This window comes from Paenibacillus sp. FSL E2-0178 (assembly GCF_038593005.1).
In the GTDB taxonomy this organism is placed as follows: Bacteria; Bacillota; Bacilli; order Paenibacillales; family Paenibacillaceae; genus Paenibacillus_AQ; species Paenibacillus_AQ phytohabitans.
Window position 1 is genome coordinate 2,890,590 of record NZ_CP151953.1, and the last position, 25,526, is coordinate 2,916,115.

General features: G+C 42.6%; 23 protein-coding genes. 3 read left to right on the forward strand and 20 right to left on the reverse strand.

Annotated elements, in window-relative coordinates; genetic code table 11:
* Nucleotides 1-43: 43 nt before the first annotated feature.
* The 3 genes from MHI42_RS12575 to MHI42_RS12585 form a co-directional block, all read right to left on the reverse strand.
* The gene (locus tag MHI42_RS12575; RefSeq protein ID WP_342424000.1) at nucleotides 44-832 is read right to left on the reverse strand and encodes a MerR family transcriptional regulator; all 789 of its coding nucleotides are present in this window, start codon (nucleotides 830-832) and stop codon (nucleotides 44-46) included.
* A 95-nt stretch (nucleotides 833-927) separates the two neighbouring features.
* Complete coding sequence (locus tag MHI42_RS12580) at nucleotides 928-1,413, reverse strand: hypothetical protein (protein ID WP_342424001.1); 486 nt, start codon at nucleotides 1,411-1,413, stop codon at nucleotides 928-930.
* A 66-nt stretch (nucleotides 1,414-1,479) separates the two neighbouring features.
* Nucleotides 1,480-1,971, reverse strand: a complete 492-nt coding sequence (locus MHI42_RS12585) for a CarD family transcriptional regulator (RefSeq protein WP_342424002.1) — start codon at nucleotides 1,969-1,971, stop codon at nucleotides 1,480-1,482.
* A 314-nt stretch (nucleotides 1,972-2,285) separates the two neighbouring features.
* On the opposite strand from MHI42_RS12585, the gene MHI42_RS12590 reads away from it, so the two are divergent.
* Both MHI42_RS12590 and recA read left to right on the forward strand, forming a co-directional pair.
* Nucleotides 2,286-2,528: a hypothetical protein gene (locus tag MHI42_RS12590; RefSeq protein ID WP_342424003.1), complete on the forward strand. Its 243-nt coding sequence runs from the start codon at nucleotides 2,286-2,288 to the stop codon at nucleotides 2,526-2,528.
* A gap of 115 nt (nucleotides 2,529-2,643) precedes the next feature.
* A complete protein-coding gene (recA, locus tag MHI42_RS12595) occupies nucleotides 2,644-3,789 on the forward strand; it encodes a recombinase RecA (protein ID WP_342424004.1) in 1,146 nt (381 codons plus the stop codon).
* A gap of 247 nt (nucleotides 3,790-4,036) precedes the next feature.
* On the opposite strand, the gene MHI42_RS12600 is transcribed toward recA, so the two are convergent.
* The 9 genes from MHI42_RS12600 to MHI42_RS12640 form a co-directional block, all read right to left on the reverse strand.
* Nucleotides 4,037-4,501, reverse strand: coding sequence for a TetR family transcriptional regulator C-terminal domain-containing protein (locus MHI42_RS12600; protein ID WP_342424005.1), 465 nt, complete (start codon nucleotides 4,499-4,501; stop codon nucleotides 4,037-4,039).
* 225 nt (nucleotides 4,502-4,726) lie between these two features.
* On the reverse strand, nucleotides 4,727-5,764 hold the full coding sequence (locus tag MHI42_RS12605; RefSeq protein WP_342424006.1) for an aldo/keto reductase: 1,038 nt from the start codon (nucleotides 5,762-5,764) through the stop codon (nucleotides 4,727-4,729).
* A gap of 48 nt (nucleotides 5,765-5,812) precedes the next feature.
* Nucleotides 5,813-6,478 carry an SDR family NAD(P)-dependent oxidoreductase gene (locus tag MHI42_RS12610; protein WP_342424734.1) on the reverse strand — a complete coding sequence of 222 codons (666 nt, stop codon included), beginning with the start codon at nucleotides 6,476-6,478 and terminating at the stop codon, nucleotides 5,813-5,815.
* An 87-nt stretch (nucleotides 6,479-6,565) separates the two neighbouring features.
* The gene (locus MHI42_RS12615) at nucleotides 6,566-7,645 is read right to left on the reverse strand and encodes an alkene reductase (RefSeq protein WP_342424007.1); all 1,080 of its coding nucleotides are present in this window, start codon (nucleotides 7,643-7,645) and stop codon (nucleotides 6,566-6,568) included.
* A gap of 41 nt (nucleotides 7,646-7,686) precedes the next feature.
* Nucleotides 7,687-8,385: an SDR family oxidoreductase gene (locus MHI42_RS12620; RefSeq protein ID WP_340988550.1), complete on the reverse strand. Its 699-nt coding sequence runs from the start codon at nucleotides 8,383-8,385 to the stop codon at nucleotides 7,687-7,689.
* 158 nt (nucleotides 8,386-8,543) lie between these two features.
* On the reverse strand, nucleotides 8,544-9,122 hold the full coding sequence (locus MHI42_RS12625; RefSeq protein ID WP_342424008.1) for a TetR/AcrR family transcriptional regulator: 579 nt from the start codon (nucleotides 9,120-9,122) through the stop codon (nucleotides 8,544-8,546).
* 108 nt (nucleotides 9,123-9,230) lie between these two features.
* The gene (locus MHI42_RS12630; RefSeq protein ID WP_342424009.1) at nucleotides 9,231-10,007 is read right to left on the reverse strand and encodes an SDR family NAD(P)-dependent oxidoreductase; all 777 of its coding nucleotides are present in this window, start codon (nucleotides 10,005-10,007) and stop codon (nucleotides 9,231-9,233) included.
* Nucleotides 10,004-11,014 (reverse strand): NADP-dependent oxidoreductase, encoded by a 1,011-nt coding sequence (locus MHI42_RS12635; RefSeq protein ID WP_342424010.1) that lies wholly within the window; start codon nucleotides 11,012-11,014, stop codon nucleotides 10,004-10,006. The genes MHI42_RS12630 and MHI42_RS12635 overlap by 4 nt, the downstream gene beginning before the upstream one ends.
* 13 nt (nucleotides 11,015-11,027) lie before the next feature.
* Nucleotides 11,028-12,029: an NADP-dependent oxidoreductase gene (locus MHI42_RS12640; RefSeq protein ID WP_336102367.1), complete on the reverse strand. Its 1,002-nt coding sequence runs from the start codon at nucleotides 12,027-12,029 to the stop codon at nucleotides 11,028-11,030.
* 187 nt (nucleotides 12,030-12,216) lie between these two features.
* Here MHI42_RS12640 and MHI42_RS12645 point away from each other — a divergent pair, with 187 nt between their 5' ends.
* Entirely contained in the window at nucleotides 12,217-12,765 is a 549-nt protein-coding gene (locus tag MHI42_RS12645; RefSeq protein WP_342424011.1) for a TetR/AcrR family transcriptional regulator, read from the forward strand.
* Nucleotides 12,766-13,515: 750 nt separating this feature from the next.
* Here MHI42_RS12645 and gtfA read toward each other — a convergent pair.
* From gtfA to MHI42_RS12685, 8 genes are all read right to left on the reverse strand, one after another.
* The gene (gene gtfA, locus MHI42_RS12650) at nucleotides 13,516-14,985 is read right to left on the reverse strand and encodes a sucrose phosphorylase (RefSeq protein ID WP_342424012.1); all 1,470 of its coding nucleotides are present in this window, start codon (nucleotides 14,983-14,985) and stop codon (nucleotides 13,516-13,518) included.
* Nucleotides 14,986-14,995: 10 nt separating this feature from the next.
* Nucleotides 14,996-15,961: a sugar kinase gene (locus tag MHI42_RS12655; RefSeq protein WP_342424013.1), complete on the reverse strand. Its 966-nt coding sequence runs from the start codon at nucleotides 15,959-15,961 to the stop codon at nucleotides 14,996-14,998.
* Nucleotides 15,962-16,034: 73 nt separating this feature from the next.
* Nucleotides 16,035-17,798, reverse strand: coding sequence for a glycoside hydrolase family 36 protein (locus MHI42_RS12660; protein WP_342424014.1), 1,764 nt, complete (start codon nucleotides 17,796-17,798; stop codon nucleotides 16,035-16,037).
* 11 nt (nucleotides 17,799-17,809) lie between these two features.
* Nucleotides 17,810-18,643 (reverse strand): carbohydrate ABC transporter permease, encoded by an 834-nt coding sequence (locus MHI42_RS12665; protein WP_342424015.1) that lies wholly within the window; start codon nucleotides 18,641-18,643, stop codon nucleotides 17,810-17,812.
* A gap of 17 nt (nucleotides 18,644-18,660) precedes the next feature.
* Nucleotides 18,661-19,539: a sugar ABC transporter permease gene (locus MHI42_RS12670; RefSeq protein WP_342424016.1), complete on the reverse strand. Its 879-nt coding sequence runs from the start codon at nucleotides 19,537-19,539 to the stop codon at nucleotides 18,661-18,663.
* 67 nt (nucleotides 19,540-19,606) lie between these two features.
* A complete protein-coding gene (locus MHI42_RS12675) occupies nucleotides 19,607-20,959 on the reverse strand; it encodes an ABC transporter substrate-binding protein (RefSeq protein ID WP_342424017.1) in 1,353 nt (450 codons plus the stop codon).
* 75 nt (nucleotides 20,960-21,034) lie between these two features.
* Nucleotides 21,035-22,627, reverse strand: coding sequence for a response regulator (locus tag MHI42_RS12680; protein ID WP_342424018.1), 1,593 nt, complete (start codon nucleotides 22,625-22,627; stop codon nucleotides 21,035-21,037).
* Between the two features lies 1 nt (nucleotide 22,628).
* Entirely contained in the window at nucleotides 22,629-24,434 is a 1,806-nt protein-coding gene (locus tag MHI42_RS12685; protein WP_342424019.1) for a sensor histidine kinase, read from the reverse strand.
* Between the last annotated feature and the right edge of the window lie 1,092 nt (nucleotides 24,435-25,526).

Here is a 25,526-nt window from a genome sequence, read left to right on the forward strand (position 1 = left end):
AATGGCTTCAAAGTAATTATTCATTTGGTTGTTTTCTCGGTTTCTATTCTATAGGCAACCAAACTTTAATGTATCGATGGTATCTGTCTGACTCATGAACACGTGCCAATATATTCCCAGTAACATTTCCAGTCAATTGGTATCCATTTTCTCGAATATACTCCAATGCCTTATCCAGTAGTTTCAATGAGAAACTCCCTTTTTCCCCTGCAGTAATTATAGTGGTAACACACTTTTTTTTCCTTACACACTTAACCTTATCATTTAATGGAATATCAAGAGCCTCAACATATTCTTTCTTAATAGAATATCCCCACGCGTGGTCATTAGTAGTATCTCTATTTAAAATATTGTTCATTTGCATTTCAACTGTGATTTCAGCAAATGGAAGGTAATTCAACCATGATTCATCTATTGGTTCATAATTGTAATTATATCGGTGAAGCATGTAATACAAATCCTGTTGCTCGGTCAAAGAGAATTCTCCCAAATCCTTTTCTATATTCAGCAAATTATTTCTGAATTCCTCATTTTTCTTAATAAGCAAACTATAGTGTTTTAATTTACGAATATAGTCCATTTGTTTTTCTTCTACACGCTTGGAGTATTGTTCCAGATTATCACAATGCATTATATTGTGAATTTCTGACAACGAATAATCCAGGCTTCTGAGACGTTTACATTCAGAAATGAAATTTATATCCCAGGGCTCGTATAGCCGATACTTATTATCATTTTTATTTGGGTAAACTATATTTAATTGTTCATAGTATCGTAGTGTTTCAATAGGAATATTTAAAATTTTAGAAACTTGACCAATTTTGTAATTCATGTCGTAGACAGCTCCCTTTTTATTCTTTTGCAATAACCAAAAATGATTCCACTTAATAGTAACACCAGGTACTTTTCGCTGAACCGGCTATCCGTTTACTGCTCAGGAATTATTCCATTGAAGCTCATTATTTCGGATCGTTGATTATTTTTCGATAAATCGCCGCTCGACGTTAAGTGCTTATTAATCTGTACTATCTCCTTCCCACCTAAGCCAAGCTGCATAATCATTTGATTCAATGTCACTTTATTCAAGTTTAGTTGTTTTGCGATCTCCCTGCGCGGTATTACTCCATATTGATTTCGAATATACTCTTCGTATTTTTCAGGAATCAAGACCTCGATCCCTTTCTTAGGCTTAAACAATTGCTCGCTATTGTCATTAATTTCATATGCGTCCAAGAGTACTTTGCACTCTCCCTTCCCGAATTCCGATCTCTGGATAGCTGAGCGCTCTACCAACCTTGAAACGATGTTATCTACCTCATAGATACTTATCACGAGTTTGCGGGCAATATCTTTTCGAGTCAGATGTTTGCGAATCATTTCAATTACTACTGCTTCTTTCTTGGTAAGAATCATACTTTTCCCTGCTTTCAGTTTGATATCTATATTTCAATTTAATTTGTATAATGCGACAAGAGTATTCTATTCTGCAAGCCTCAAATCTATATCTTTTTTAATAAGAACTTGGGCCTCTTTCATGGATATATCGGCAGCATACATGAGTTCATGTGCCAACATGTCACAGGCCGTTGTAAGCATATATTTATCATGTCCGTTTAGTCTTAAATTGTATTTTGGAGAACAGATTAAATCCCGAATGATTGTGACTACATCTGTAACATCGCCGCTTTCAATTCTCTCTTGTAAGATAATATGACGCTCAGATGTCATAACAGGTAGTCTTGAAAATTCTTCAAAAAACATTTTTCTTGTTTCATGCAAATATTCTAAAGTGGAAAGAGGCCGTATCCCTTTTTTTTGCTCTTTGTCTTTTGGAATGAACATGGTCATTTTTTGTAACGGGAAATATACTTTGTAATAGGCTTTTGTATCGTCCATGAAAATTCGTTTAACTTCTGAATCAAATATCCCTACGCCATTAAGTGGATAAAAGACCGGTTCTCCTGGTTTCATTACGAAATGCCTCCAAAATTTTAATTTAATTCTTTATATTTTTAGTATATCATACGCATGTCAAGCCCCCTTTTCAGCAATTTTTCAGTTAAGGAATGATTGTGAAACTATAGTCAGCGAATGAATGAAAAAACAAAAAAACCCTTATAGAATAAAGGTTTTTTTGTTTTTCATTTTATCCAAGCATTGCAAAGGAATACCCCAAATACCCCTTAAAGCTTTCAGAAAAAAATAAAAATCTCAAAAATTCAGACTTACACCAAAAAATTTTTTTGTGCTAAAATACGGAAATATCAATGAGGAGGTAATTACCTATGAAACGTATTAAATATGCTTGTTTGGAACAAACGATCCATTTTCATCTGAAAGATGATGTTACTAGCACTGCAGGTATTGCGGAACTTAAAGAGGAATTAAATGCCTATAAAGCGACGCTTGAACGTAAGCGTATCAAATACAAGGTGGTAGAGGAATCGTCTCAGCCCGACGGCTCTATCATCCTCAAAATCAAAAAACAATACAATACTTATGATTGCGGAGATTATCTAGTCGTGTAAATATTATTCTTCGCTACATCAAAACACGAAAAATCCTCCACTGGAGGATTTTTGCTCTATTATAGATAAGATGTTTATTTAGTGTCTGTATCATAGATTGAGGAGGATATCAGATATGGCTATTGAACTAACAGCAACATCACAGATTGAAAAGAAAAAATCCCTGGAGAAAGCCTTGACAGAGATAGAAAGAACATTCGGAAAAGGCTCCATCATGCGTATGGGAAAACACTCTATTAATAGAACGATCGAAACAATCCCAACAGGTTCGATAGGTCTAGATTTAGCGTTGGGTATCGGAGGTATTCCAAAAGGTAGAGTGATCGAAATCTATGGTCCAGAAGCATCCGGCAAGACCACAGTAGCCCTTCATATCATTGCAGAAGTTCAAAAACTAGGTGGAACAGGAGCATTTATAGATGCTGAACATGCTTTGGACCCAACCTATGCAAAAGCCTTAGGGGTTGATATTGATTCGTTGCTTATATCCCAACCTGATACAGGTGAACAAGCATTGGAAATTACTGAAGCATTAGTCAGATCAAACGCCGTAAATGTGATTGTAGTTGATTCAGTAGCCGCTCTTGTACCTAAAGCAGAAATTGAAGGGGAAATGGGCGCTGTTCATATGGGACTCCAAGCACGACTAATGAGTCAAGCTTTAAGGAAATTGACAGGTGCAATCTCTAAAACACAATGTGTAATTATATTTATAAATCAGCTAAGAGAAAAAATCGGTGTTATGTTCGGAAGTCCAGAAGTAACTTCAGGAGGTCGTGCATTGAAATTTTTTTCATCTATCCGACTAGACATTCGCCGCATAGAATCTATAAAATCTGAGAATAAAATAGTTGGTAATCACATTCGTGTTAAGGTTGTTAAGAACAAACTCGCTCCACCATTTCGCACAACAGAGTTTGACATCATGTACGGTGAAGGTATTTCGAAAATGGGGGAACTTATTGATTTGGGGATCGAATGTGAATTAGTAAACAAATCCGGGTCTTGGTTTTTCAAGGGTGAAAAAAGACTGGGGCAAGGTAGAGATTCGGCAAAGAAATATTTTATGGATCATCCGGAAGATGCCAGCAACTTAGAAAGAGAAATTCGCATTCACGGGCACAAATCGGTCAGCAAAGCTAATGAACTCAAGTCTGAATTTGAGGTTGTTTCCAAGGAACTGCAAGATGACTCCCTCTTCGAGATTAAATTAGACGTGCAGCTGCCACCCTCATTTAAGTCTCTCCATACCCTGGGATAAAACAACGCGCTTCCGTTCTTTCTAAGATTCCAATATAAACTGATAAAGCAAAAGAGGTAGTCAAACTCCGAGCCATTACTGCATTTATAAAAAGAATTGAACATATCTTATTTTCATGTCCAAATTGAACTTTTTGGACCATTGGGTTGGAGTATCACCATATCATGATGCAAATAAAGCAATTTCTCCGACCCTAGAGAAAAAGTCATGTTTTTCACTGAGAACTATTCTATCCAGTAAAGGAATTTCAATCTAGAGTGTTCAGTATGGTATGAATAATACTCGTTAATTTCCTTTGCTCTGTTGCTGTTTTTACCATCGCCCGCAGTCCTAACCAGGCATTCATCAGATAATGAGAAATGGCCTCAGGCTCCAGTGAAGCTCTAAGCTCTCCTCTTTGCTGACCCGTCTGAACAAGGTGATATAACAGCTTCTCTGTATTTAAATAGCTATCTTCAACAAGAGAGGCAACTTCCGGATCCAGCACTCCCAGTTCAACACCCGAATTAACAATGAAGCATCCTAGAGGTTCTCCGTCTTTCTCTATCGAGGACTCCAGAAATCGGCGGATTAATTCCTTTACCGGTTCTTGCTTCTCAACCAAGAACCTTATTTTCTTGTTTTGAGTAGACTCATACCGCTTAAGTGCCTTCATATATAAAGCGTGCTTATCACCAAAAGTATCATAGATACTTCTTCTGTGAATTCCCATAAAGTCTACTTAATCTTGCATTGAAGTTTTCTCGTAACCTTGCATCCAAAACAGCTGTATCGCTTTATCTAACACTTCATTAATTTCAAATTCTTTGGTTCTTCCCAATGTAGTCACCTCAAGCAATCATTATACCTGTAAGTAAATGATCCGCAAACTAAAGTGTAAATTGCAAATAAAATCAAGCGTGATGCTTGATTTTATTCTTCACTGAATCAATGATGCTTAACGAAGAATTCTTCGCTTGTCTGCCTGTAACCATCCTGGAGTCCATCCTTTTTCCATTGCATCCAGAGTAACTCCGGGTGGGACAATTGCATCGATTGCGTCCAAGATATCGTTGCTTAATCTTATGTCATTCCCCTTTAAGGTTTCCCGGAGTTGCCCGATTGTTCTAGCCCCAACAATCGCTGAAGTAATGGAAGAATGAGCTTGTGTGAATGCCATGGCAAGATGCGGTAAGGTTAATCCCGCCTCATCTGCCAGCGTTTGGAGTTTAGCTATAGCTTCAAACTTGCTGCGGTTTTCTTCCCGGTTAGGGTCAACAATCGATTGCAAACTTCCCGCGAAGGTAGCTGCCCTTGAATCGGCGGAGACAGCTTCTCCATAACGGTATTTACCAGTTAATAGACCTCCCGAAAGTGGGCTCCAAACCAAAACACCTATTCCGTATTTCGCTGTGGCAGCTAACAAATCAAATTCAATACTGCGGTTCAGAATGGAATATGGAGATTGCTCAGAAACAAATCGTGCTACATTTCTGCGTTCGCTTGTCCATTGAGCCTCTGCAACTTGCCAGGCCTGAAAATTGGATGTGCCAATATAGCGAATTTTCCCTTCTCTAACCAGATCCGCAAGTATGTCAAGCGTTTCTTCTATATCGGTATTTAGATCAGGCTGATGTAGTTGATACAGATCGATATAATCGGTTTGAAGTCTTCGCAAACTATTCTCCACTGCCTGTTTAATCCAGAATTTCGAATTTCCAGATTGATTCTGTCCACCACCCATGGGCATACCGCCCTTAGTGGCCAGAATGACATCTTGTCTGCGTCCTTTTAGTAATTCACCTAAAATTTCTTCTGCTTGACCATTTGAATATACATCCGCCGTATCAATTAGGTTAATGCCTCCCGCTAGTGCTTCATCTAGAATGGGGGCACAGTCCTTTTGAGTATTATTCCCCCAATAACCAAATGTACCTGTACCCAATACAAAACTGCTTACTTTAAGACCCGTATGACCTAATACACGATATTCCACGTACACCATTCCCATCTTGGTTCATTTAATTAGAATGAGCATTCTACTTTAGTTAATAAATTGCATGATCCCCTTTGGGAAAGTATCCTCTGCCACAGTTCTTGTCTCATATAGATCGTACCAAGCTTCCGCGACTTGATCAGGATCAAAACCTGTACCTTTCTTGATCAAAGGACTAATCGACAAATGACCAACAAATACCCCGCGTGGAAGCAAACGCTCGTGTAAATTAAGGATATAGTTTCGCAACCCTGACATCGCTATGCCTGAATTTCCAAACATGGAGCTTGGACTCATTGCCGAAAGATCGCTTGTGAAAAGAAGCGCCCCTTCACCTCGTTCAGTCATTTCCGGGATGACTTGTCTTGCTGAATTAATGGCTCCAATTACAACATTGTTGAAAATTTGCAGTGCGCTCTCATCAGTCGTATCCAGTACAGAAGTCGTAGCAACACTACCACTATGTGGGCTAAACTCCATGACATCTATTGTACCGAATGTACTCTTAATTTCTTGAAAAGCCCTGGTAAGCTGTATTTTGTCTGTAATATCGGCAGCAAAACCCTGAGCTTCAATGCCCATCCTGTCCAGCTGCTCAGCATATTGATCCAGCTTCTCCTGTGTTCTTGAAACCATTGCGATACGGAATCCATGACTTCCAAAAATTTTGGCCAGTGAGAAGCCCAGACCTGGTCCAGCACCGATGATAACCATTGTTTTCAATTCATATTCACCCTTTAAAAGTAATTAATGGCGTACAAATTTAAGTTGTACGCCATTTTTCTTCCATATAATATAGCCTTAACCCTTCTGAGCTTCCAGTTCTTTCAACGTAGGATAGTCCGTATAACCCTTGCTTCCACTACCATAAAATGTTGCAGGATCTGCTTCATTTAATGGAGCGCCTGCTTTAAGTCGTTCCACGAAATCCGGATTAGCCAATGACCATACCCCAACAGGTGCCAGATCAGCAAGACCACTCTCGATATCAACACTAATATTCTCCAGTCCCCGTCCAGCCCGATTGACTAACAATGGATTCGTCCATAAGGAACGAATATCTTGAAGCAATTCATCGTTTCCGAGGTGCATAATATGAAGGTAAGCTAAATTCAATTTTGCTAATTCCTGTGTAAGATAACGATAAAGATCAGGACCTTGTTCACCATCTTGAATCCCGCCAAGAGGGGTCCCTGGCGAAATGCGGAAGCCAGTTCTCTCTGCCCCGATCTCGTCAATGATGGCTTTGGCTACTTCAATCGCGAAGCGAGCTCGATTTTCTATAGATCCACCATATTCATCCGTACGTTTATTGGAATTTTCACCAATAAATTGGTTGATTAGATAACCATTTGCTCCATGAATTTCAACGCCGTCAGCGCCTGCTTCAATAGCTGCGGCCGCAGCTTTACGATAATCTGCAATGGTTATTTGAATCTCTTCTTTACTCAATTCACGTGGTACGGGGATATCCTGCATGCCTGTAGCCGTAAACGTTTCTACTCCTGGTGCAATTGCAGAGGGTGCCACAGGCTGCCGATGATGAGGAGTATTGTCAGGGTGCGACACACGACCGACATGCATTAATTGAATATAAATATACCCGCCTGCTTCATGCACGGCATCCGTAACCTTTTTCCACCCTTCAATATGCTTATCCGTATAGATCCCAGGTGTTCTTAAGTAACCCTGACCATCATCAGAAGGTTGTGCACCTTCTGTAATAAGGAGTCCCAGCGATGCTCTTTGAGCATAATACAGGGAGCTTAATTCTCCCGGTGTACCATCTTCCTCTGCTCTGCTGCGTGTCATTGGTGCCATCGCCAAGCGATGCGGTAATTCCAGATTGCCAACTTTTGTTTTAGTCCACAGTTTTTCCATTATTAACACTCCTCTTAGATTTGTTTAACAAGAAATTATGATTAAGTAAGATGTGGGTATATTGCAGCAACGCCACCTGCAAGTCCACCTTGTATCATTCGGCTGTTATCATCAGCAAGAATTTCAAAGCTGCCAGATTCGATGCCATCAATAGCTATTTTTGCGATATCTGAAGGGTTCGACTTGGGAGCATCTATACCGGTTGTCATGTCTGTCTCCATAAAGCCTACATGTAATCCTGCTACTCTAATATTACGAGGATACAAGTTTAAACGTAAATCGTTCGTCAATGCCCATTCTGCAGCCTTCGCAGCTGTATACGCACCGGAAGCTCCCATACTAAACCAAGATAGTACGGACAGAATATTCAAAATCGATCCTCCCCCGTTTTTTTCAATGATCGGTGCAAAAGCACGAGCCATGGATAGCGTACCGAAGAAATGCGTATCAAATTCCAACTGTATCTTTCCCACGTCTCCTTCCAGCAAAGAAGCGCCTGTAGATGATCCTGCATTGTTGATTAAAAGCGTAACATCTTTAGCAAGGATTGCTGCTGCTGCAACCTCATCTGGTTTTGTAACATCAAGCTTTACAGGTGTAACTCCAGGAATATCAATGGTCTCAGGATTTCTTGCACCAGCGTATACTTTAGCCCCTCTGGACAGAAGTTCAAGAGTGAGCTGACGGCCCAGACCCCGGTTTGCTCCAGTGACAAATGCTACTTGTTCAGAAATGTTCATTGTATTAGCTCCTTTTTGTTTTTGATTACAATTCTTCATTCAAGGGATAGAACGGCGTTCTCATTCAAGAACGATCATACTAGAATAAACACAGGCAATTAAACTAATATCTTTCTATGCTGAATCTTCATAATAGCTCAAGTATGCATATACAATAATTACTTAGATAAAAGTTTAATCGATAAATTGGCTAGACGGTGTAATTTTTCTTTACGTATGGAGGTCCTTGTCATTACCCTTAACCCTACATAAACTGCATGCAGATGTTCCGCTAGATCGTCGGCATTATAATCTGAGCTAAACTCTCCATCCTGCTGTCCCCACAGAATAATATCTTTGAACAGCTGTTCTGATAATGTAAACAATTCTGTGGTCTTTACATCCACTTCAGCATCACGCATTGCCAATTCCACCGCTGAATTAACCATCAAACAACCAGAAGGTGATTCCTCTTCACCACATATCACGAAGCTAAAAATAAGCTGAAGGGCCTCAGTTGCAGTCTTAGAGCGTTTAACTTCTCCTTCAAGCTCAGCACTTACTTTATCGCGAAATCGGTCCATTGCTTTCAAAAACAGTGTATGCTTGTCGCCAAAAGTGTCATATAAACTTCTCCGATGGATTCCCATCTGCTTGACCAGATCCGTCATAGATGTCTTCTCGTAACCCTGTTCCCAAAAAAGCTTCATCGCCTTTTCTAATACCACGTTCTCTTCGAATTCTTTGCTTCTTGCCATTCTATTCCCTCCCTGCTAATCAATATAACATATTGAGAACGATCGGTAAAGAATTTTATGAATGGTAAAAACCATTAAGAATCCCTACTAAATTCACACTATTCTCGTTTAATTTGATTTAAGAAGCATTTGACCCCAAATATGCGTAATGAAATCCGGAGCGAACTTCATAGAAAAGCGCATAACCTTAGTAAAACCTGCATTTACGCGTATTTTGTTTTTTTCCATCCCTTTAATACCGACTTTAACAAGCTTCGCTAATGGCAAAGAGATCACCTTATTCATGAAACCTTCGTCAAAAGTGTCCGTGAGATTAGTTTCAGAAATAACAGGTGGACAAAGTTCCATCACATGAATGTTTTTTCCTTTGGCCCGGATTTGCTCACGTAATGCATCACTGAACATGTGGATGCCAGCCTTCGTTGCAGAATAAGTCGGTGCGTTGGCAACTGTAATATTAGCAAGTAGTGAACTAACGTTAACAACCATTGCCTCCTGTTGTTTGGCTAACAGTGGCAACAAAGCCTTGGTGATATAAATTGTCCCATTCAAGTTTGTGGCGATTTCTGCGGTTATGTGCTCGTAGGTAATAGTTTCATCAAACAAGTCAAATTCGTGTATAATACCAGCGTTATTGAAAATAATATCCAGTTTCGGATAGTGAATCGTCAGTTCTTTAGCAAGCTGCTCAACGCTTTGGGGATCACTAACATCTGCCGTCATCCCGATAAGTCCGGGATTGTTCTTTACTATCTGGTCGATGCGTTGTTGTGAACGCCCCGTGATAATCACAGTATTTCCCATACCGAGAAAACTTTTAGCAAAAGCAAAACCAATCCCGGAGGTCCCACCTGTCACCAATATCGTTCTATTTTTTAATTTCATTCTGCATCATCTACTTTCAATATGACTTTCCCTAGGCTATGCCCTGTCGCAATCTTAGCAATCGCGGCATTCACTTGTTCAAAGGGGTACTCGGAATCAATCACCGGCTTAATGTTTGTTTTTTCAAGATACTGTGTGAAAGCTGCTAATTGCTGACCATTCGACTGTACGTATAAGAAGTCATACCTTTTCTTTTGCCATTTGGCAATTCCATCAAAAGGTGCTCCCAGTAAACTGAAGAGAATCTTCTTCGCCGTTGCCAAGTCTGTGCTTTGATTCGCGAATCGGGCATTGGGACCAGCATTTAACGACAGTAATTTGCCGCCAGGCTTCAGTATCTTAATTTGTTTACTAAATTCGCCGGCGCCCCGCGTATCAATAACATAATCATAGCCTGTCAGTATGTCAGTATAGTCCTGCGTTGCATAGTCGATAAACTCATCTGCCCCGAGTCGCTCCGCCAAGACACGTGCTGATCCACTACCACTAACGGTCACAAACAGCCCTTGTGACTTCGCGTAAGGAACGGCCATCTGACCAAAGCCTCCCGTACCGCCGGGGATAAATAATTTACCGCCTTGACGAGTATCTAAAATAGCTAGCGCCTGAACGATCGTCAAAGCAGACAATGGCACGGCCGCTGCTTCTTTAAAGGAAAGATTAGCTGGCATCTTAGCCACAATCGCCGCATCTACTGCGACATATTCGGCAAACGCCCCCATCTTATCGAGCGGTGGCATGGTGTACACGTGATCCCCTACCTTAAAATCCATGACACCGGCTCCGACTTCGATCACTACTCCGGCTAGCTCGTTGCCCAGAGTCAATGGAAAGTCGTAATGATCAAACAACTTAACTTTGCCTGTAATCGCCAAGACAAGGTGTGGATCAACACCTGCTGCCTTAGTCTTGATTAAAACCTGTGTTGGTGTGATGGATGGAACAGCGACTGTGTTAATTTGTGCTTCCAGTATCTTGGAATACCGCGAAATTTGTGCAGCCTTCATAAGGTAACACCCCTTAAAATCGGATAATGACTTTTCCTTTAGGATGACCTGTAGCAACAAGCTTTAGTGCTTCATTGATATCATCAATGTGGAATTCTGTGGGGTCCACCGCTGGAACAATCCCGTTATCTTCAATAATCTTCGTAATTTTCTTTAATTGATCGCCATCGCTGCGAACAAAGATGAAATGATATTGAATCTTCTTTTTCTTCGCTTTGTGATCATACTTGGCCCCGGCAATGGTGAAGAGCTTTTGTTTCCAGCCTGGCAAGCCCATATGCTCGGCGAAACGTTTGTTAGGGCCGGTCCGCAGGGAAAGAAGGCGACCGCCTGCTTTGATAATCGAAAGTTCATGATCAAATTCGCTTGGTCCCAAGGTATCCATCACATAATCAACATCACGAAGTTGTTCCCAATAGTTCTCCATCGTGTAATCCATATATTGGTCTGCTCCAGCCGCCATTGTCCGTTCACGTGCTTGCGGATTTCCACTGACGATGACCTTCAGCCCCATGCTTTTGGCGATAGGAATGGCCATTTGGCCAAATGAACCAGAACCCCCGGGAATAAACACGCTTTCTCCAGCTTTGGCAGCCAATTCTTCATGCAAACCTTGATAAGCAGTCAATCCTGTTAATGGAGCAGCAGCACCGGTCACAAAATCCAGATTAGCGGGCAAGTGCCCGATGGCATCCGCATGAATCGCCGCGTATTCCGCAAAGGCACCGATTTTTTGTAGTGGCAGGCGTGAATAAATCGCCTCACCAACTTCAAATCCCCGGACGTTTTTACCGACCTTTTCAATAACACCCGTCAGCTCATTACCGAGTACTAATGGAAACTCATAATCCTGGATCAGCTTGACGCTTCCGGTCCCGATGAGCAATTCCAAATGATTAACCGCCGCTGCTTTCACCTTGACCAAAACCTCGTTTTCACTTATTTCCGGGACTGGAATATCATTGACTTCTACCGTGAACTTTTTTGAATACTTGGTAATCTGCGCCGCTTTCATAATTAATTGCCTCCTATGTGCTGAATGATAAGTAACATTTTATTGTTTTTGTAACTTATGCACCAAGCATAATATCAAAGGTTACAAAAGTCAACAATTGTTACCTAACATTTTATATGATAAAATAGAGACAGGTGTATAAACGATTGATAAGGAATTTATCGAAGAAAGAAGGGTTGGAAGCGCGGTGGCTAAAATCACACAAGAGCTCATTATTGAAACAGCGGAGGCGTTAATTGAACGCACGGAAAAATCCGAAGTAACGCTATCACAAATTGCGGATGAATTAAGTATCACCCACGCCGCGCTTTATAAACACTTTAAGAATAAGCAAGAGCTCTGGGCAGCCGTATCTAAAAACTGGTTCAACCGGATGATTTCAGAACAAATAAAACTAGATAATACAAATTTGATGAATGCACAGGACCTGCTCCATGATTGGCTCTGGGCATTTGCTAACGCCAAAAAACGCGCCTATAACGAAAATCCCAAAATGTTCGCCTTGAATACACAATACGTGGATAGCAATCCCCTGGTGTTACGCGATGTTCTATGGGATTCCTATCAAATTATTGACGGCTTCATGGACTATCACGATCCCCGCTTCGAACGGGCAGAGGCAATTCTCTCCGCATTTGCGGTGTTTAGCCTCCCGTCCTTCAAAGAATCCTGGAATCTTCCAGACTACCAAGACAGGTTCGAACGCATTTGGAGTTTAATCAAACAGGGTCTTTGAATCCTATACTTTTTGTTGGATTTCCAAGCCTTTGTTAGAAAGGGAATATAGGAAGATACTAGGGAGTCACAACCACTGATTATAGTCATTGCCACATTTATCCGTTCGTGGAGCGTCCACATCAGGTAGCCACGGCTATCCTACTCAAAAACGCAAAAGACTCTCTCCTAAATCCAAAAATGTAAAAGTTTTGGCGAATACCAACACTTCCAACACTTATTCTCACCTCGAATACAGTTCCAAAGTATATTCAGCAAAACCGATGAGCAATGTACTGATCATTTAATAAAAAAGATCGCATAGCTCTCAATACTTCATGAGAGCCATGCAATCCTCCTCGTTCTCTCCTATGGAAAAAGGATCCTTTACCTAATTGCTCCTATCATCACTCTTATTAGCCATTGTGATTACACTTCATCATATTTGAATGTTGGACATGAATCGAAATTCCATATATTTCTAACGCCTTCGGGTCACATAGAATAAATATCTTACTGTTTCGCTTGAGCACCGCCGGACCTTCATTCAAAGGATTGACGATCCGGGGAAACATAAAGATTAGAGTTGTTTCGGATTTCAGTATCTTTCTGTGCCCATACCAAACAAAGGAGCGTTGTAGCAATTTACCAGTACAGGCTTTAGGCTTGTTTGTACCTTAGGATATTAAACCATATCTGAGACAAACGATTAGCCTTGATATACTAATCGGTAATAGCAAGCTCACCGTAGCCATGATGGAAGCCGCCTTGATTAAACGATAAAAAGTTCAGTTGAACCATTCTCGTTTACATAAAAAATTGTAGTGTTATAATTCTTTAAATTTACGTGCAACTCGCAACTCGTAGTCTCATGTTGCCATGAAAGCTTCAACTCATCACTTTGGGCAGTAATGTCTGAAAATTTGCCATTGAAAGCATTGTGATTGTTACGAAACCGAATTAGCTTTAGTAGGCGTTGCACAATAAGTTTCTCGACAGCTAGCTCAATCTCATCGAGAGAATAATTATGACGATTGATGTCCCGGCCCTCTCCAGTGAGGTTTGCCAGTCCGTAGTCATTCTCTCCCGCGAACAGACCGACATAATAGACCTGCGGTACGCCTGGTGTAAAGAACTGGATCGCCCTTGCTGCAAGATACGCATCATCATTCCGGTCCAACGCATCATAGAATGTGCAGCGGATCTGATGGACATCAAAACCGTCTTCATCCTTATGCTCGTCGGACACGATAAGGCTTAGATTCGCGCCTCGTTCCACACAATGGTTCACCAGATTTTTCGCCTCATTTGTGTCGATTAGACCATCCATATCCGGTTTTACGGGGATACCGTCATGGCAATCCAGCAGGGTGAATTGCTTATGCGGACGACTCTTCAGATATTCGCTTAACTCCTCGCTTGAACGATTGATTAATGCTTCCAGCACCCGATACGGCAGAATAAAATCGTAGATCCAGAAGCCATGCTCCGCCAGTTTATGCTGAATGCTGTAATGCGAATGGACTTCAGGCAACAACTCGATATTCATCCTTTTCGCCATGTCCATGATCCAATCTAAAAAACTGTAAATGTCAGGCTCCACGAAGAAACAACTTGTTCCTCGTTTTTTTATAACGTAACCGACCGCATCCAAGCGGACAATCTTAATATTGTTTTTCTGAAAATTCTCAAAAAATCGGGTCAGAAGTTCCTTTGTCTTTTCGGATCCGATATCCAAATCGATTTGTTCGGATGGATCAGTTTTCCCAAAAGTAGTCCACACTCGTTCTTCCTTGCCAGAGTTACGAATCGCAAATGTGGAATAAGGTAAAGGACGCCTTAAGAACATTTTTTCGATATCCTGTTGAAGAGGCTCACCATTCGGCCAGATTTTATCCAGCGTTAGGAAAAGATCGGCGTATTCGGAATCGCGTCCCTTTTCGAGAAAGTCTTGAAAATAAGACGATTGCTGCGATATGTGATTGACCATTAAGTCAACGAGAATATCATAGTTCTCCCCTATTGCTTTGATATCCTCCCATGAACCAAAGGAAGGTTCGATTTCCAGATATGTCAGGGGAGCGAACCCCCTGTCACCCGAGGATGGAAATGGCGGAAGAATGTGTATTCCACCTTCAAAAACATCCGAGAAATGCTTATTGAGAACATGATGCAGAGTGTTTAAATCCCCGCCCAAAGAATCGGGATAGGTAATCAACTGTACTTTATTTTTGATGCCCATTGCGATCCTCCTAAATCGAGTATAGTTCTTTAATGGCCTCCAGTTTAGGTAAATCCACGACCGCGCCTGTAAATTTCAATTTATAGGCGCTGACAGCAAACCCCAGCGATAAAGCTTGCCGAATCGTGAATCCTTTAACAAGCGCCGAGTAAAATCCTGACCAAAAAGCATCACCCGCTCCTGTTGTATCCACTACTTCCGTCGCAAGAGTGCCGAACGTCACAGTCTCTTTTCCATTGGATACGATTGCTCCGTTCTCCCCCAAGGTCATGATGACAAGTTTTGCGCCTAGGTTTAAAATCTTATGGACTTGATTTTCTGGCGTATCTCTGCCAAATAACCGTTCCGCGTCATCCTCCGACGGCTTAATAATATCTACCATACCTATAATTGACTTCAAATACTCAATACCATCTTCATTTCTATTCCAGATCATAGGATGATAGTTGGGATCAAATCCGATTAAAATCTGATTTTTTCTCGCTGTTTCAATCAATGACTCCATTGTATGGCGTGAAGGCAGCATAGAAATTGGCCAACAGGAAAAATGTAATATTTTTGATTGCATTAACGTATCTTCCAGTTCAGCCCGGAAGCCAAGATGATGGTCAGCACCCCGGTAAAAAATAGGAATGGGAGAAGATTTGCTCTTCGTGACCAGCACCATACTAGTTGCTAGCGGTACTCGTTCCACCAAATGCGGCTCAATTCCGGCATTACGCAGTTCGTTGACCAAAAAAAGACCCAATCCATCTTCTCCTACCGCTGCGGCTACCTGAGAATGAATGCCCAATTTACGTACATTCATGGCAATATTAGCGGGTGATCCGCCAAAAAACTTATGATAGGTTGAGCTTTGGAACTCCTCATCATAGTCGTCTGATATGAGATCAATAAGTAATTCGCCAACAGCTAATACGTCGTTAGCTGCTGCTGAGAAATCAATTGCTTGGTTAAAATCAAACGAGTTGACCAATAGCTGGTTGCTCCTTTCATTATTGTACTCTCCTTCATTTTATCGTGTGTATATCTGCCTCACGTGTACCTGATCAGCCAATCTGCAGCTTGATTAGGCCGGAAGGGGGAACTTGGATGAGATGAATCCCACGATTTAGTAGAGTTTGCTGCTCCTTGACAATCTCCCCCTGACAATTCCGCACGATTAACCATGCCTCTATCTCATGATCCAGAATAATCGTCACTTGATCGTTAGGCGTGCCGTTTACAATGTAATAACATTGCTCCACCTTGAAGCTAACCCGTACTAACGCATCACTGTATACGGCTGCAAGCCACTGCTTCTCATTGTATGCGTAGATGACCGGGTACAACAGATCCGGCGCCGTGGGCATAAGCGTTCCGTCCAGCAGTAAATTGCGATGCTCACGCCAAAACCCTAACCAGAACCTCGTCACGGCAACATGCTCATCCGGAAGCTGATCAAATAACACCGAGACTTGTGGCACCGAAAACAATGCGTGGATGAATTGCAGCGCAACGTTCTTCGGCTCATCTTTACCATTCCACATCATCATATCGGAATGCACGGCCGTATTGCCGCTTAGCAGCCGAATGTCGATCGACCCGATTCGGTTCTGACTGTAATTGTTAGGACAATCTCCTACCCGAAATATATTTCCATATTTCCTCATTAATGGACCGATATACTTCTGACGAAATTCAATCATAATGTCCGGCTTCATTGCGCGCAGCCGGAACATTGTGTCTGTCAGCAGCCGGTCAACGGCCTCAGGCACGGAGTCGTAATCCCTCCCGCCGCCATAAGAGTTTTTCTGCTCCTCCGACAGATTGAACGAATCCACGAAGTCCAGTTTAAAGCCGTCGATTGCCCATTGTTGCAAGGCCTGTTCATAAATGCCGATTAAATACTCCCGTACCTCCGGGTAGCGAGGGTCGAGGACAGCGGTACCATCTTCGTATCGATTCATGAACATGCCTTCAAAGCTGTTCCATGCTTTTGAATGGATTCCCACAAAGGGGACCGAATACCACAGTAAAAACTTCATTCCGAGCCCATGCACCTTCGCGACAAGCTCTTTCATATCCGCTATTCTCTCGCTGGATACCTGCCAATCGCCGCAGTAGGCATAACCGCGTTCCGAATTAGATGTTTGCCAACCATCATCGATGATGACCGCTTCACAGCCCAAGCTCTTGGCCAATCTGCACTGCTGCAGGATCTGTTCCGGAACAAGCTGCTGATGAAAGCTATACCAGGTAGAATACATCGGAAGTCTGGCTTCCTCTGGCACGGCAGAAGGAGCATATCCGGGTTGGGAAGACCACCACTCGCCGACTTCCTTCAGGCATTCCGAATAGAACTGTTCGCGCGTGTCGATGCGAAGCATCACCTCGTAATGAGTGATCGGCGAACAGGCTTCCGTGAATAATTCCACCATCACATCAAATTCCGCTGACTCTTCGTGAATCCCTACTCGTATTTTGGCTGGATTTAGTGCATCGGAAAGAGCGAACGTGAGCTTGTTCCGCCCGAGCGCATTGTAAAGAATGGCCACTGGAGCCAAAGAAGTCGCCTTCGAAAGAAACGGCTCGTTAAAGTCAACGCGAATCCCTCTCTCCCGATTGACTCCGGGATCCCAATACCCGGCAACATCGATTGCTGGGTGACGCCAGGAGATTCGAATTTCGCTTGGATCTTGGGGCTGATCGGAATCCATCACAAACCGGATAACAGAAATTCCTTCATCTTCGGATAATAGCTCCACACCAAAACGAAATCGTTCTTCGTCCCCTCGAATGTTCAATCCATATGACCCTGCTTGCAGCAACATATCGTATCACCTTATCCTTTCACAGCCGAGCTTACGGTAAGCGATTTTTCTACCTGTTCAGAGAACAACAGATAAATCAGAATCGTCGGAATCGTCGAGATTACCATGACGGCTCCCATGGCTCCCCAATCGGAACTAAATTGGGTTTGGAAATACAACAGGCCAAGCGGCAAAGTTTTCAACGCATTGTCGCTGATCATCACCAAAGCGACCAGAAATTCGTTCCAGGCAAATAGAAAGACGAAAATACTTACAGAAGCAATGGCCGGCTTCACTAGCGGTACCATGATCCTGAAAAATGTCGTATACACACTGGCCCCATCAATGGCAGCCGACTCTTCCAATTCCGGAGGCAACGAACGGAAGTAACCATAAAACGCAATCGTGGCAAAAGACAACTGGAAAGCCACGTAGGGCACAATCACCGCCAAATAGCTGTCTTGCAAATGCAGATTACGTTCAATCACGAGAAGTGGGATCAGAATGATCTGCATCGGAATGAACATTCCTGCGGTCATATAGATCCGGCTAGCACCCGCAAACTTCCACTTCATTCGCGCTACAGCATAAGAGAACATCAGTGATAGAATCAGGGTTCCAGCCACGGTAGCCACCGATACAATGAGACTGTTCTTGAAATACATGAAAAGATCGAAACCATTGAAGGCATTCCGGTAATTTTCAATTCTCCACGGATGAGGAGGACCAAATCGGTTCGTAAAGAAAATTTCTTCATTATTTTTAAAGGAATAGAAAAGCAGCCATAGCAACGGATACACGCTGACCACAAGATAAAGGGACAGCATAATGTATAGCGGAGACTTTTTCAACTTGCTACTCAACACTTTCTTGGCCTCCTCTCTTAGATGTATTTTTCTTTTGCCACAAATTTGTTGATCAGGATCGTAAACAGCAGGCACTCAATTACCAGGAATGTTGCTGCGGTCGACCCATATCCGTATTCACCCGAGCGGAATGCAGCTTTATACATCATGAAGGTGAAGGTATACGAGATGTTGCCGGGTCCTCCGTTGGTCATAACAAACATGTTCTGAAAAGCGTTCAAGCCACCTGTAATCGCCATGACCAGTCCGAATTTATATGTCTCGCTCAGCAGCGGCAGCGTGATTTTCCAATGTGTTTTCAGATAAGACGCCCCGTCAATTTTGGCTGCCTCATAGAGCTGCTCGGGAATTGATTTAATCGCCGTATAAATCAGTACGAGTTGAATACCCATATTCTGCCATGCATTTGTGAAGGCAATGGCCCAGATAGATGTGTGGGTTCCACTCAGCCAGGATTGCTGATAGTTCAGTCCTAACAACGAGAACAAGCTGTTGAGCAGCCCGCCATCAGTATTATAGATAGCAACCCACAGTTGTGACACAACAACTCCAGACAAGACAACCGGAATAAAGTAAGCCGTTTTGAAAAACCGGTGCCCTTTTAGTCCAGGCGTGCTCAATACGATGGCCAGCACGGTTCCGATACCAAGCTGAAAAATTACGAGCACCAAGGCAAAGATCAGACCGTTTTTTAGGGAAACCCAAAAATCGTCATCCTGAAACAAGCGAACGTAGTTATCCAGACCAATTAAGGTAGCTTTCCCAATTCCGTCCCACTCGTAGAAGCTTTTCTGAAAGGTTTGCAGAATTGGAAAGACAACTATGAGTGTGAAGAAGATCAAGGTAGGAGCAGTAAAAACTAGCAAGGCTATATTGTTTTTTTGTTTGGCTGTCATGGGGTCCTCCTTTGCAAAAAAACAGGATATTCTAGAAAGAATAACCTGTTTCTCTGCCGGTTACTTTCTATTTGCGAGCGTTTTCCAAAGCCTTGTTCATATCATTTGTGAAACCATCCACGCTTTGACCGTTGAGCAGCTTCTGTACGTTGTCCTCCAGAGAGGTCTTGAATTTGGGATTTTCCAGCCCCCACGGGAAGACGGACATCGTTTTGAAGTTGACGGCATCCTCTTTATACTGTTTCTGAATAGGGGAGAATCCGTCCTTCGGTTCGGGATTGTCAATCTGAACCGGATTCGGGTCGCCGAGGAGATAGACACGCTGCTTCCCATATTCAAGGGAGAAGAGCGCAGCGTATTTCGCCGCAACTTCCTTGTTATCTGAATTCTTCGATACGGCAAACCCTCCACTTGCGCCACCGCCGCCGCCGCTTACATTCCATTTGTGATCCGCGATTTTATCCGCATCGGTAAGCGGCGTATAGAGGATGCCAAACTTATCGCCCATTTGCTTGTAGAAATCGTTCATGGCCCATGCGCCGTTTAAGATCATAGCCGAATTTCCGGAAGTAAATTGAGCCAGAGCGTCATCCCATGTCATGGTAAAGGCATTCTTCGATAGCATACCGGCTTTTACAAGTTCGGATATTTTTTGCGAGGCACCTTGGTAGGCTTCATCCGAGAAATCACCTTCTCCGTTGTCCAGCCTCTTGATGCCTTCAGGCTCCGATCCCACCACGGCCATATCGTACAATTGCACACCTGGCCACTTCTCTTTGGCAAACAGTGAGAGCGGCGTAATCCCGGCTGAATGAAATGCATTTACGGCTTGCAAGAACTCCGTATAATTTTCTGGAACCTTAATGTTGTTTTTTTGGAAAAGCTCTTTGTTGTAATAAATGACGGCTGACCATTGCCCAACTTCCGGAACGGCGTAAATATGACCATCCTTGTTGCGCAGCGTTTTCTTGGTAATATCATTGAGCAAGTCCTCAATGTGGTTTTCTTCCACCACTTGATCCAGTTCCATCAGATTGCCTGAGTTTTTCAACACTTCAATCAGTCCGCTCGAAGCGCTGAAAATATCAGGCAGACTTCCCGCCGCGGCATACGTCTTAATCTTCTGATCATCATCCTGAGCGGCCACCTCGAATTCCACATTAACCTCAGGCATCTTCTCTTTCATCGCTGCCTTGGCCGCATCATACACTTGAATGTTCTCTCCGCTGTACTGGGCGTAAAATTTCAGCTTGACCTGTTTAGCATCAGCTTGTCCCGATTTGTCATTGGTAGCGTTATCATTTTTGGAGCCGCATGCCGTCAAAGCGGCGAGTAAAGCGATTACCAAAAATATTGTTGAAGACTTTTTCATTGTTTTGAACATCCCCGATCCCTCTCTTCTCGCAAGTTGACTTAACATAGGTAATTGTATTAAAGATCATCCTCCACCAGAAGGGACGAATCGGAACACATAGGGATAATTCGGACAGAATATTTACTTTCGCTTGATGACCTCATATTCGCTGGGCGAGAATCCGGTATTCTTCTTGAAGCTTTTGCTGAAATGGCCGGGGTCGCTGTAACCTACCATCTGTGAAATGTCAGCCAACCTCAAATTTTGTCCAGAGACGAGCAGTTCCTTCGCTTTTTGCATTCTGAATTCAGTAATGTATTCACTTACGCCCATACCTAGTTCCTGATTGAATATCTTACGAAGATAGCGGGACTGGACATAAAGTTGTTTGGACACTTCCTCCACTTTGAGCTGGCTGTCCTGAAAATGGGCATGAATATAGTCACGAGCAGTCTCCAACAACTTTCCTGATTTGGAGTGTTTCATGTTCTCTGACTTCTCAATCGTCATCTGGTACAACTCGCGGATCCATTCAAAGGCAGCCTCCAGAGAAGGCTTTCTGGTGATTTCCTGAAAGGGGGAAAAACCATCAGGAAAAATCTCCTCAACCGTTTTACCGATTTCATAGATATAAGTCAGGCATAGCGAAACAAGCCCTGCTAAAATCATATGGATATAATCGCTCGTCAATTGATGACTGCGAATAAATTGCTGGATGGCACTTAGGCTTTTGAAAATCTCATCCTGATCATGAAGCCGCAAATACACAAGTAGCTTCTCATTCATTTCACTGGGGTAAAATCCGATATTGCCGAAACGCAAAGCAATCTGTTCATAGAAAACGACATCTCTTTGCTCCATCGAAATCTTATTGCTAAGGACGATGACCGATTCCATATAGGACTGGTGAATGGATGAGATCCCCCGCCCTGGCCGGCCAATTCCTACTTTGACGCTAAACCCGAAATGTCGCTTAATCAACTGACAAAGTCGTGAAAAGTATTCCTCCAGCCGCCCCGGATCGTCGCTGCCCGCAAGCTCTAAAATCGTAACCACCCGGTTTTCTGGCCCTTCAAAGATGTAATAATTTTCTTCACTCGTTTTCAAGTCATTTAGGATGTTCGAAATGATCAGTTTCCGCAGACTAATCTCATCTGCATCCGCAAAATCCTGATATTGGTCATCCATCTCAACGGCAACTACTTGAAACGCGGAGTTCAAATCCTGAATATCTAATATACTCAAATGATTCAGCATTTTTTTGTCCTCATTGCCTACCCCTTTGCTGATCAGTTGGTTAAGCAAGCTCTCCCTCCAGATCGACCGTTCCTTCCTATTTTGATCCTGTTCAAGCCTGGACTTGTCCGCTTCACTTTTCATCTTGATGACCGCCGCGAGTAGTTCCTCTTCGTCAAACGGCTTTAGAATGTAATCCGATACGCCGATTTTGATAGCTTGCCGGGCATATTCAAACTCACTGTGGCCCGTCACGAATAATACAATTGTAGACGGATGCTTCTCCTTAATAGCGGTCGCAAGCTCAATTCCATTCATATACGGCATATTAATATCAATGAGTGCGAAGTCAGGTGATTCGCGCTCAATCAGCTCAAGTGCTTCAACCCCGTTCTTCGCTTCACCGCAAACGCGAATGCCGTGAGTCCCCCAATCAATCGCACCCATCAAGTATTTTCGAAACACCGCTTCATCATCCGCTATGATCGCTTTATACATTCTATCCATTTCCTTTCATCTGTAAGGGAATATGAACTATAACATCAGTACCTTCTCCCATTTTGCTCGATATATTAACTCCGTAGGGTTCTCCAAAATACAATCGAATCCGCTCTCCCACGCTGCTTAAACCGAACGAATTCTTATCCGTATTATTCAGGCTCAGTTGCTTCAATTCAGGAAGTGAAAATCCGATGCCATCATCGGATACTTTGATACAAACGCTCTCCTCTTGTTTGTAACCGGTAATGATAATATGCCCAAATTCCCCCTTTTCTTTAAGCCCGTGATAAATGCTATTCTCAACCAAGGGCTGGAGCGTGAGCTTGGGAAGCTTACAGCCCAGCAGCTCATTGGGGATTTCAATGCTAAAATCGAACAGATCCGCATAGCGGATTCTTTGAATTTTCAAGTAGTTTTCCACGTTTTGAATCTCTTCCCGCAGCGTGATGATATCTTTGCCGTTGCTCAGTGCAATGCGGTAAAAGTCAGCCAGCGCCTTAGTGGCCCTGCCCGCTTCATCACTCTCACCAGACCGGCATAAGACGTAGATGAGATCCAACGTATTGTAGAAGAAATGAGGCTTGATTTGCTCTTGAATCAGCGCCAGCTCGAATTCTCGTTTTTTCTGTTGCTCATTCTTCACTCGGTTGAGCAGCTCCTGAATTCTACCCATCATCTTGTTGAGACCGGCAGCGAGTATCCCGACCTCATCACCTCTCCCTACTTCAAGGGGCTTATCAATATTCTCCTCGTTAATCCGCTTCATGTATTGGGCCAAAGACATAATAGGGGCTGCAATCCATTTGGACAGGATCATCGCTCCGAACACGGCCAGCAGAAGGCATATGAGGCCAACGACCAAAATAACGATTGATACCTGCCTCGAATCTCGGGTCAGTTCGCGAAGAGGTGTCTCATTGACCAGCCGCCACCCTTGCTGTTCAAAGCCAGTGGAAGTATACAATATTTTTCGCCCGTCAGAGTATCCACTCTTCTCCACGGTCCCGGCTGCAGACACCTCACCTCCAACTTCTGTGCCATGCTCCGCAGGAGTCAAAATCCTATTCTTGTCTGAAGAGGAGACGATATTCCCCCTTTCGTCAATCACATAGTAAACGCTCGACTGAAGCGAGCCTACGGAACGATAGACCAACTCGAACGTTTTTTCGTTAATATTGACAAAAAGATAACCAATTGTTTCCAGCGTCTCTAAATCCAGTATCTTTTTGCCGATCGTATAGACAGTATCTCCCTTGCTCATCACCCAAAACGACCGGCGCTGCATCGGAAATCCGATGTTTTTTCCATTGCTTTGCTGAATTACCCGAAACATCGGGCTAGTCAACCCTTCCCGGGTTCCCGTAATCAGGGCTGGATTTGTGCTGTACACATGCATGCTCCGATCGATAAATATCGCAGAATCCACTTCAGGGAACAGCATCATGGCAATATCCAACCTGTCCTCAACCCTATTGAGGAGATCGTAATCCGAAGTCTGCAGTTCATCCTGCCAGGATTCATCCGGTTCGATCAACTTTAATTTTGTTTCTTTATTCAAGTCCTGCATCAAGATGTTGGCGGAAGCATTGGAACTGGACAAAACATTCTCTATTTTCATGACGATCAGCCTGGATTCATCCAGAACATTCTTCTTTGTATTCTTAATGATTGCATCCGTATTCATGATGTAAGAAAAGAATCCAAGAGCAATAATTGGAATGACAACAAGCGGAAAATAAACAAGCATGATTTTCTTTTTGATACGTTGATTCTTTATCCATGTCCTGATCCTGCCTATATTCATGTGATAAAAGGCCTCCTCTCCTTACTACAACAAAGGGTCCAAAATTCAATTGATGCCTGCTGTGATCAAAACGATGTATAGCTAATATGAGTTCCAGCATTATTTGCCGTTTACAATCTTCGTTCAGCTTCCCAACCTGTCGCGAATATTTGTGAATTAATTGATCGATCTGTGAATCTGCGCGACTACAGCTTGCTTATCGCCTTTCTATGCGAGTAAACTAGATCAATTACTTCGCTCATTGGAATACCTCATTTTATTATTTCCCAATATTATAAAAGGAGGAGTATGAATATAAATAGCAGACTTAGAACTATTTCGCCAGGTAGCTATTTAGTTTCAACAATTATATTTGTTTTGACTTAGTAATTGTTTGTTTTTCTTATCAACCTAAAATTAAATTCCCTTATCTATGTTTGCATATGTTTCAGGTACGGTGAAAATAAATAATGTAAATACTGAAGTCCTTTTCAACGGCTATATAAGTCATAAGTAGAGCCTATTATAACATCCTCTTTCTTTTATTGTCCCATCGGAAAAATGAGAGGTACGTAGTATAGCTACAACTTGGGATGACCAATCCCCAAAAAAATCCCTCCAGAATCTGAAACCTGAATTAGTCAGGTTCTAAAATTTAGAGGGATTTTACTTATGGCTTACCTAAATGTCCAGGGCGTGTTGAGTAGCAGAAAATATTAATTTGATTCCATAAATATATAAAATGAGCTGAAGAATTACACATTAAGACACAGTCGATCAATTACTTCGAGTGGATTCTGATTTAAATGTTTCATGAATCGGCTGACTGCCGTTCGAATTTTGTAAGTTTTATCGCAGAAAACGTTGTGAATCACATCGTCCGGTAGGATATTCGGTGAGAAGCGAGACAAAGAAGTGTTTGAACGCCTTTGTATCGTAAGATTCACTTTCCTGGTAAAACACTTTTCCCGTTGCATAGTCCAGCGTTCCAAAGAGTTTGGCACCCTCATTCTTGCCATACGTTTTGATCTTGCGCTGGTGCCCTCGAGGAAACCAGTTGTACTGCAAGGACTGGTAAGCGCTGTTTTCTCCCGAAACTCTTTTTGCTCTTCG

Excerpts from the sequence above, each read along its gene's own strand:
- MHI42_RS12575 (WP_342424000.1), bottom strand. The coding sequence starts at position 832 with ATGAATTACAAAATTGGTCAAGTTTCTAAAATTTTAAATATTCCTATT.
- MHI42_RS12580 (WP_342424001.1), bottom strand. The coding sequence starts at position 1,413 with ATGATTCTTACCAAGAAAGAAGCAGTAGTAATTGAAATGATTCGCAAA.
- MHI42_RS12585 (WP_342424002.1), bottom strand. The coding sequence starts at position 1,971 with ATGAAACCAGGAGAACCGGTCTTTTATCCACTTAATGGCGTAGGGATA.
- MHI42_RS12590 (WP_342424003.1), top strand. The coding sequence starts at position 2,286 with ATGAAACGTATTAAATATGCTTGTTTGGAACAAACGATCCATTTTCAT.
- recA (WP_342424004.1), top strand. The coding sequence starts at position 2,644 with ATGGCTATTGAACTAACAGCAACATCACAGATTGAAAAGAAAAAATCC.
- MHI42_RS12600 (WP_342424005.1), bottom strand. The coding sequence starts at position 4,501 with ATGGGAATTCACAGAAGAAGTATCTATGATACTTTTGGTGATAAGCAC.
- MHI42_RS12610 (WP_342424734.1), bottom strand. The coding sequence starts at position 6,478 with ATGGTTATCATCGGTGCTGGACCAGGTCTGGGCTTCTCACTGGCCAAA.
- MHI42_RS12615 (WP_342424007.1), bottom strand. The coding sequence starts at position 7,645 with ATGGAAAAACTGTGGACTAAAACAAAAGTTGGCAATCTGGAATTACCG.
- MHI42_RS12620 (WP_340988550.1), bottom strand. The coding sequence starts at position 8,385 with ATGAACATTTCTGAACAAGTAGCATTTGTCACTGGAGCAAACCGGGGT.
- MHI42_RS12625 (WP_342424008.1), bottom strand. The coding sequence starts at position 9,122 with ATGGCAAGAAGCAAAGAATTCGAAGAGAACGTGGTATTAGAAAAGGCG.
- MHI42_RS12630 (WP_342424009.1), bottom strand. The coding sequence starts at position 10,007 with ATGAAATTAAAAAATAGAACGATATTGGTGACAGGTGGGACCTCCGGG.
- MHI42_RS12635 (WP_342424010.1), bottom strand. The coding sequence starts at position 11,014 with ATGAAGGCTGCACAAATTTCGCGGTATTCCAAGATACTGGAAGCACAA.
- MHI42_RS12640 (WP_336102367.1), bottom strand. The coding sequence starts at position 12,029 with ATGAAAGCGGCGCAGATTACCAAGTATTCAAAAAAGTTCACGGTAGAA.
- gtfA (WP_342424012.1), bottom strand. The coding sequence starts at position 14,985 with ATGGGCATCAAAAATAAAGTACAGTTGATTACCTATCCCGATTCTTTG.
- MHI42_RS12660 (WP_342424014.1), bottom strand. The coding sequence starts at position 17,798 with ATGTTGCTGCAAGCAGGGTCATATGGATTGAACATTCGAGGGGACGAA.
- MHI42_RS12670 (WP_342424016.1), bottom strand. The coding sequence starts at position 19,539 with ATGACAGCCAAACAAAAAAACAATATAGCCTTGCTAGTTTTTACTGCT.
- MHI42_RS12675 (WP_342424017.1), bottom strand. The coding sequence starts at position 20,959 with ATGTTAAGTCAACTTGCGAGAAGAGAGGGATCGGGGATGTTCAAAACA.
- MHI42_RS12680 (WP_342424018.1), bottom strand. The coding sequence starts at position 22,627 with ATGTATAAAGCGATCATAGCGGATGATGAAGCGGTGTTTCGAAAATAC.
- MHI42_RS12685 (WP_342424019.1), bottom strand. The coding sequence starts at position 24,434 with ATGAATATAGGCAGGATCAGGACATGGATAAAGAATCAACGTATCAAA.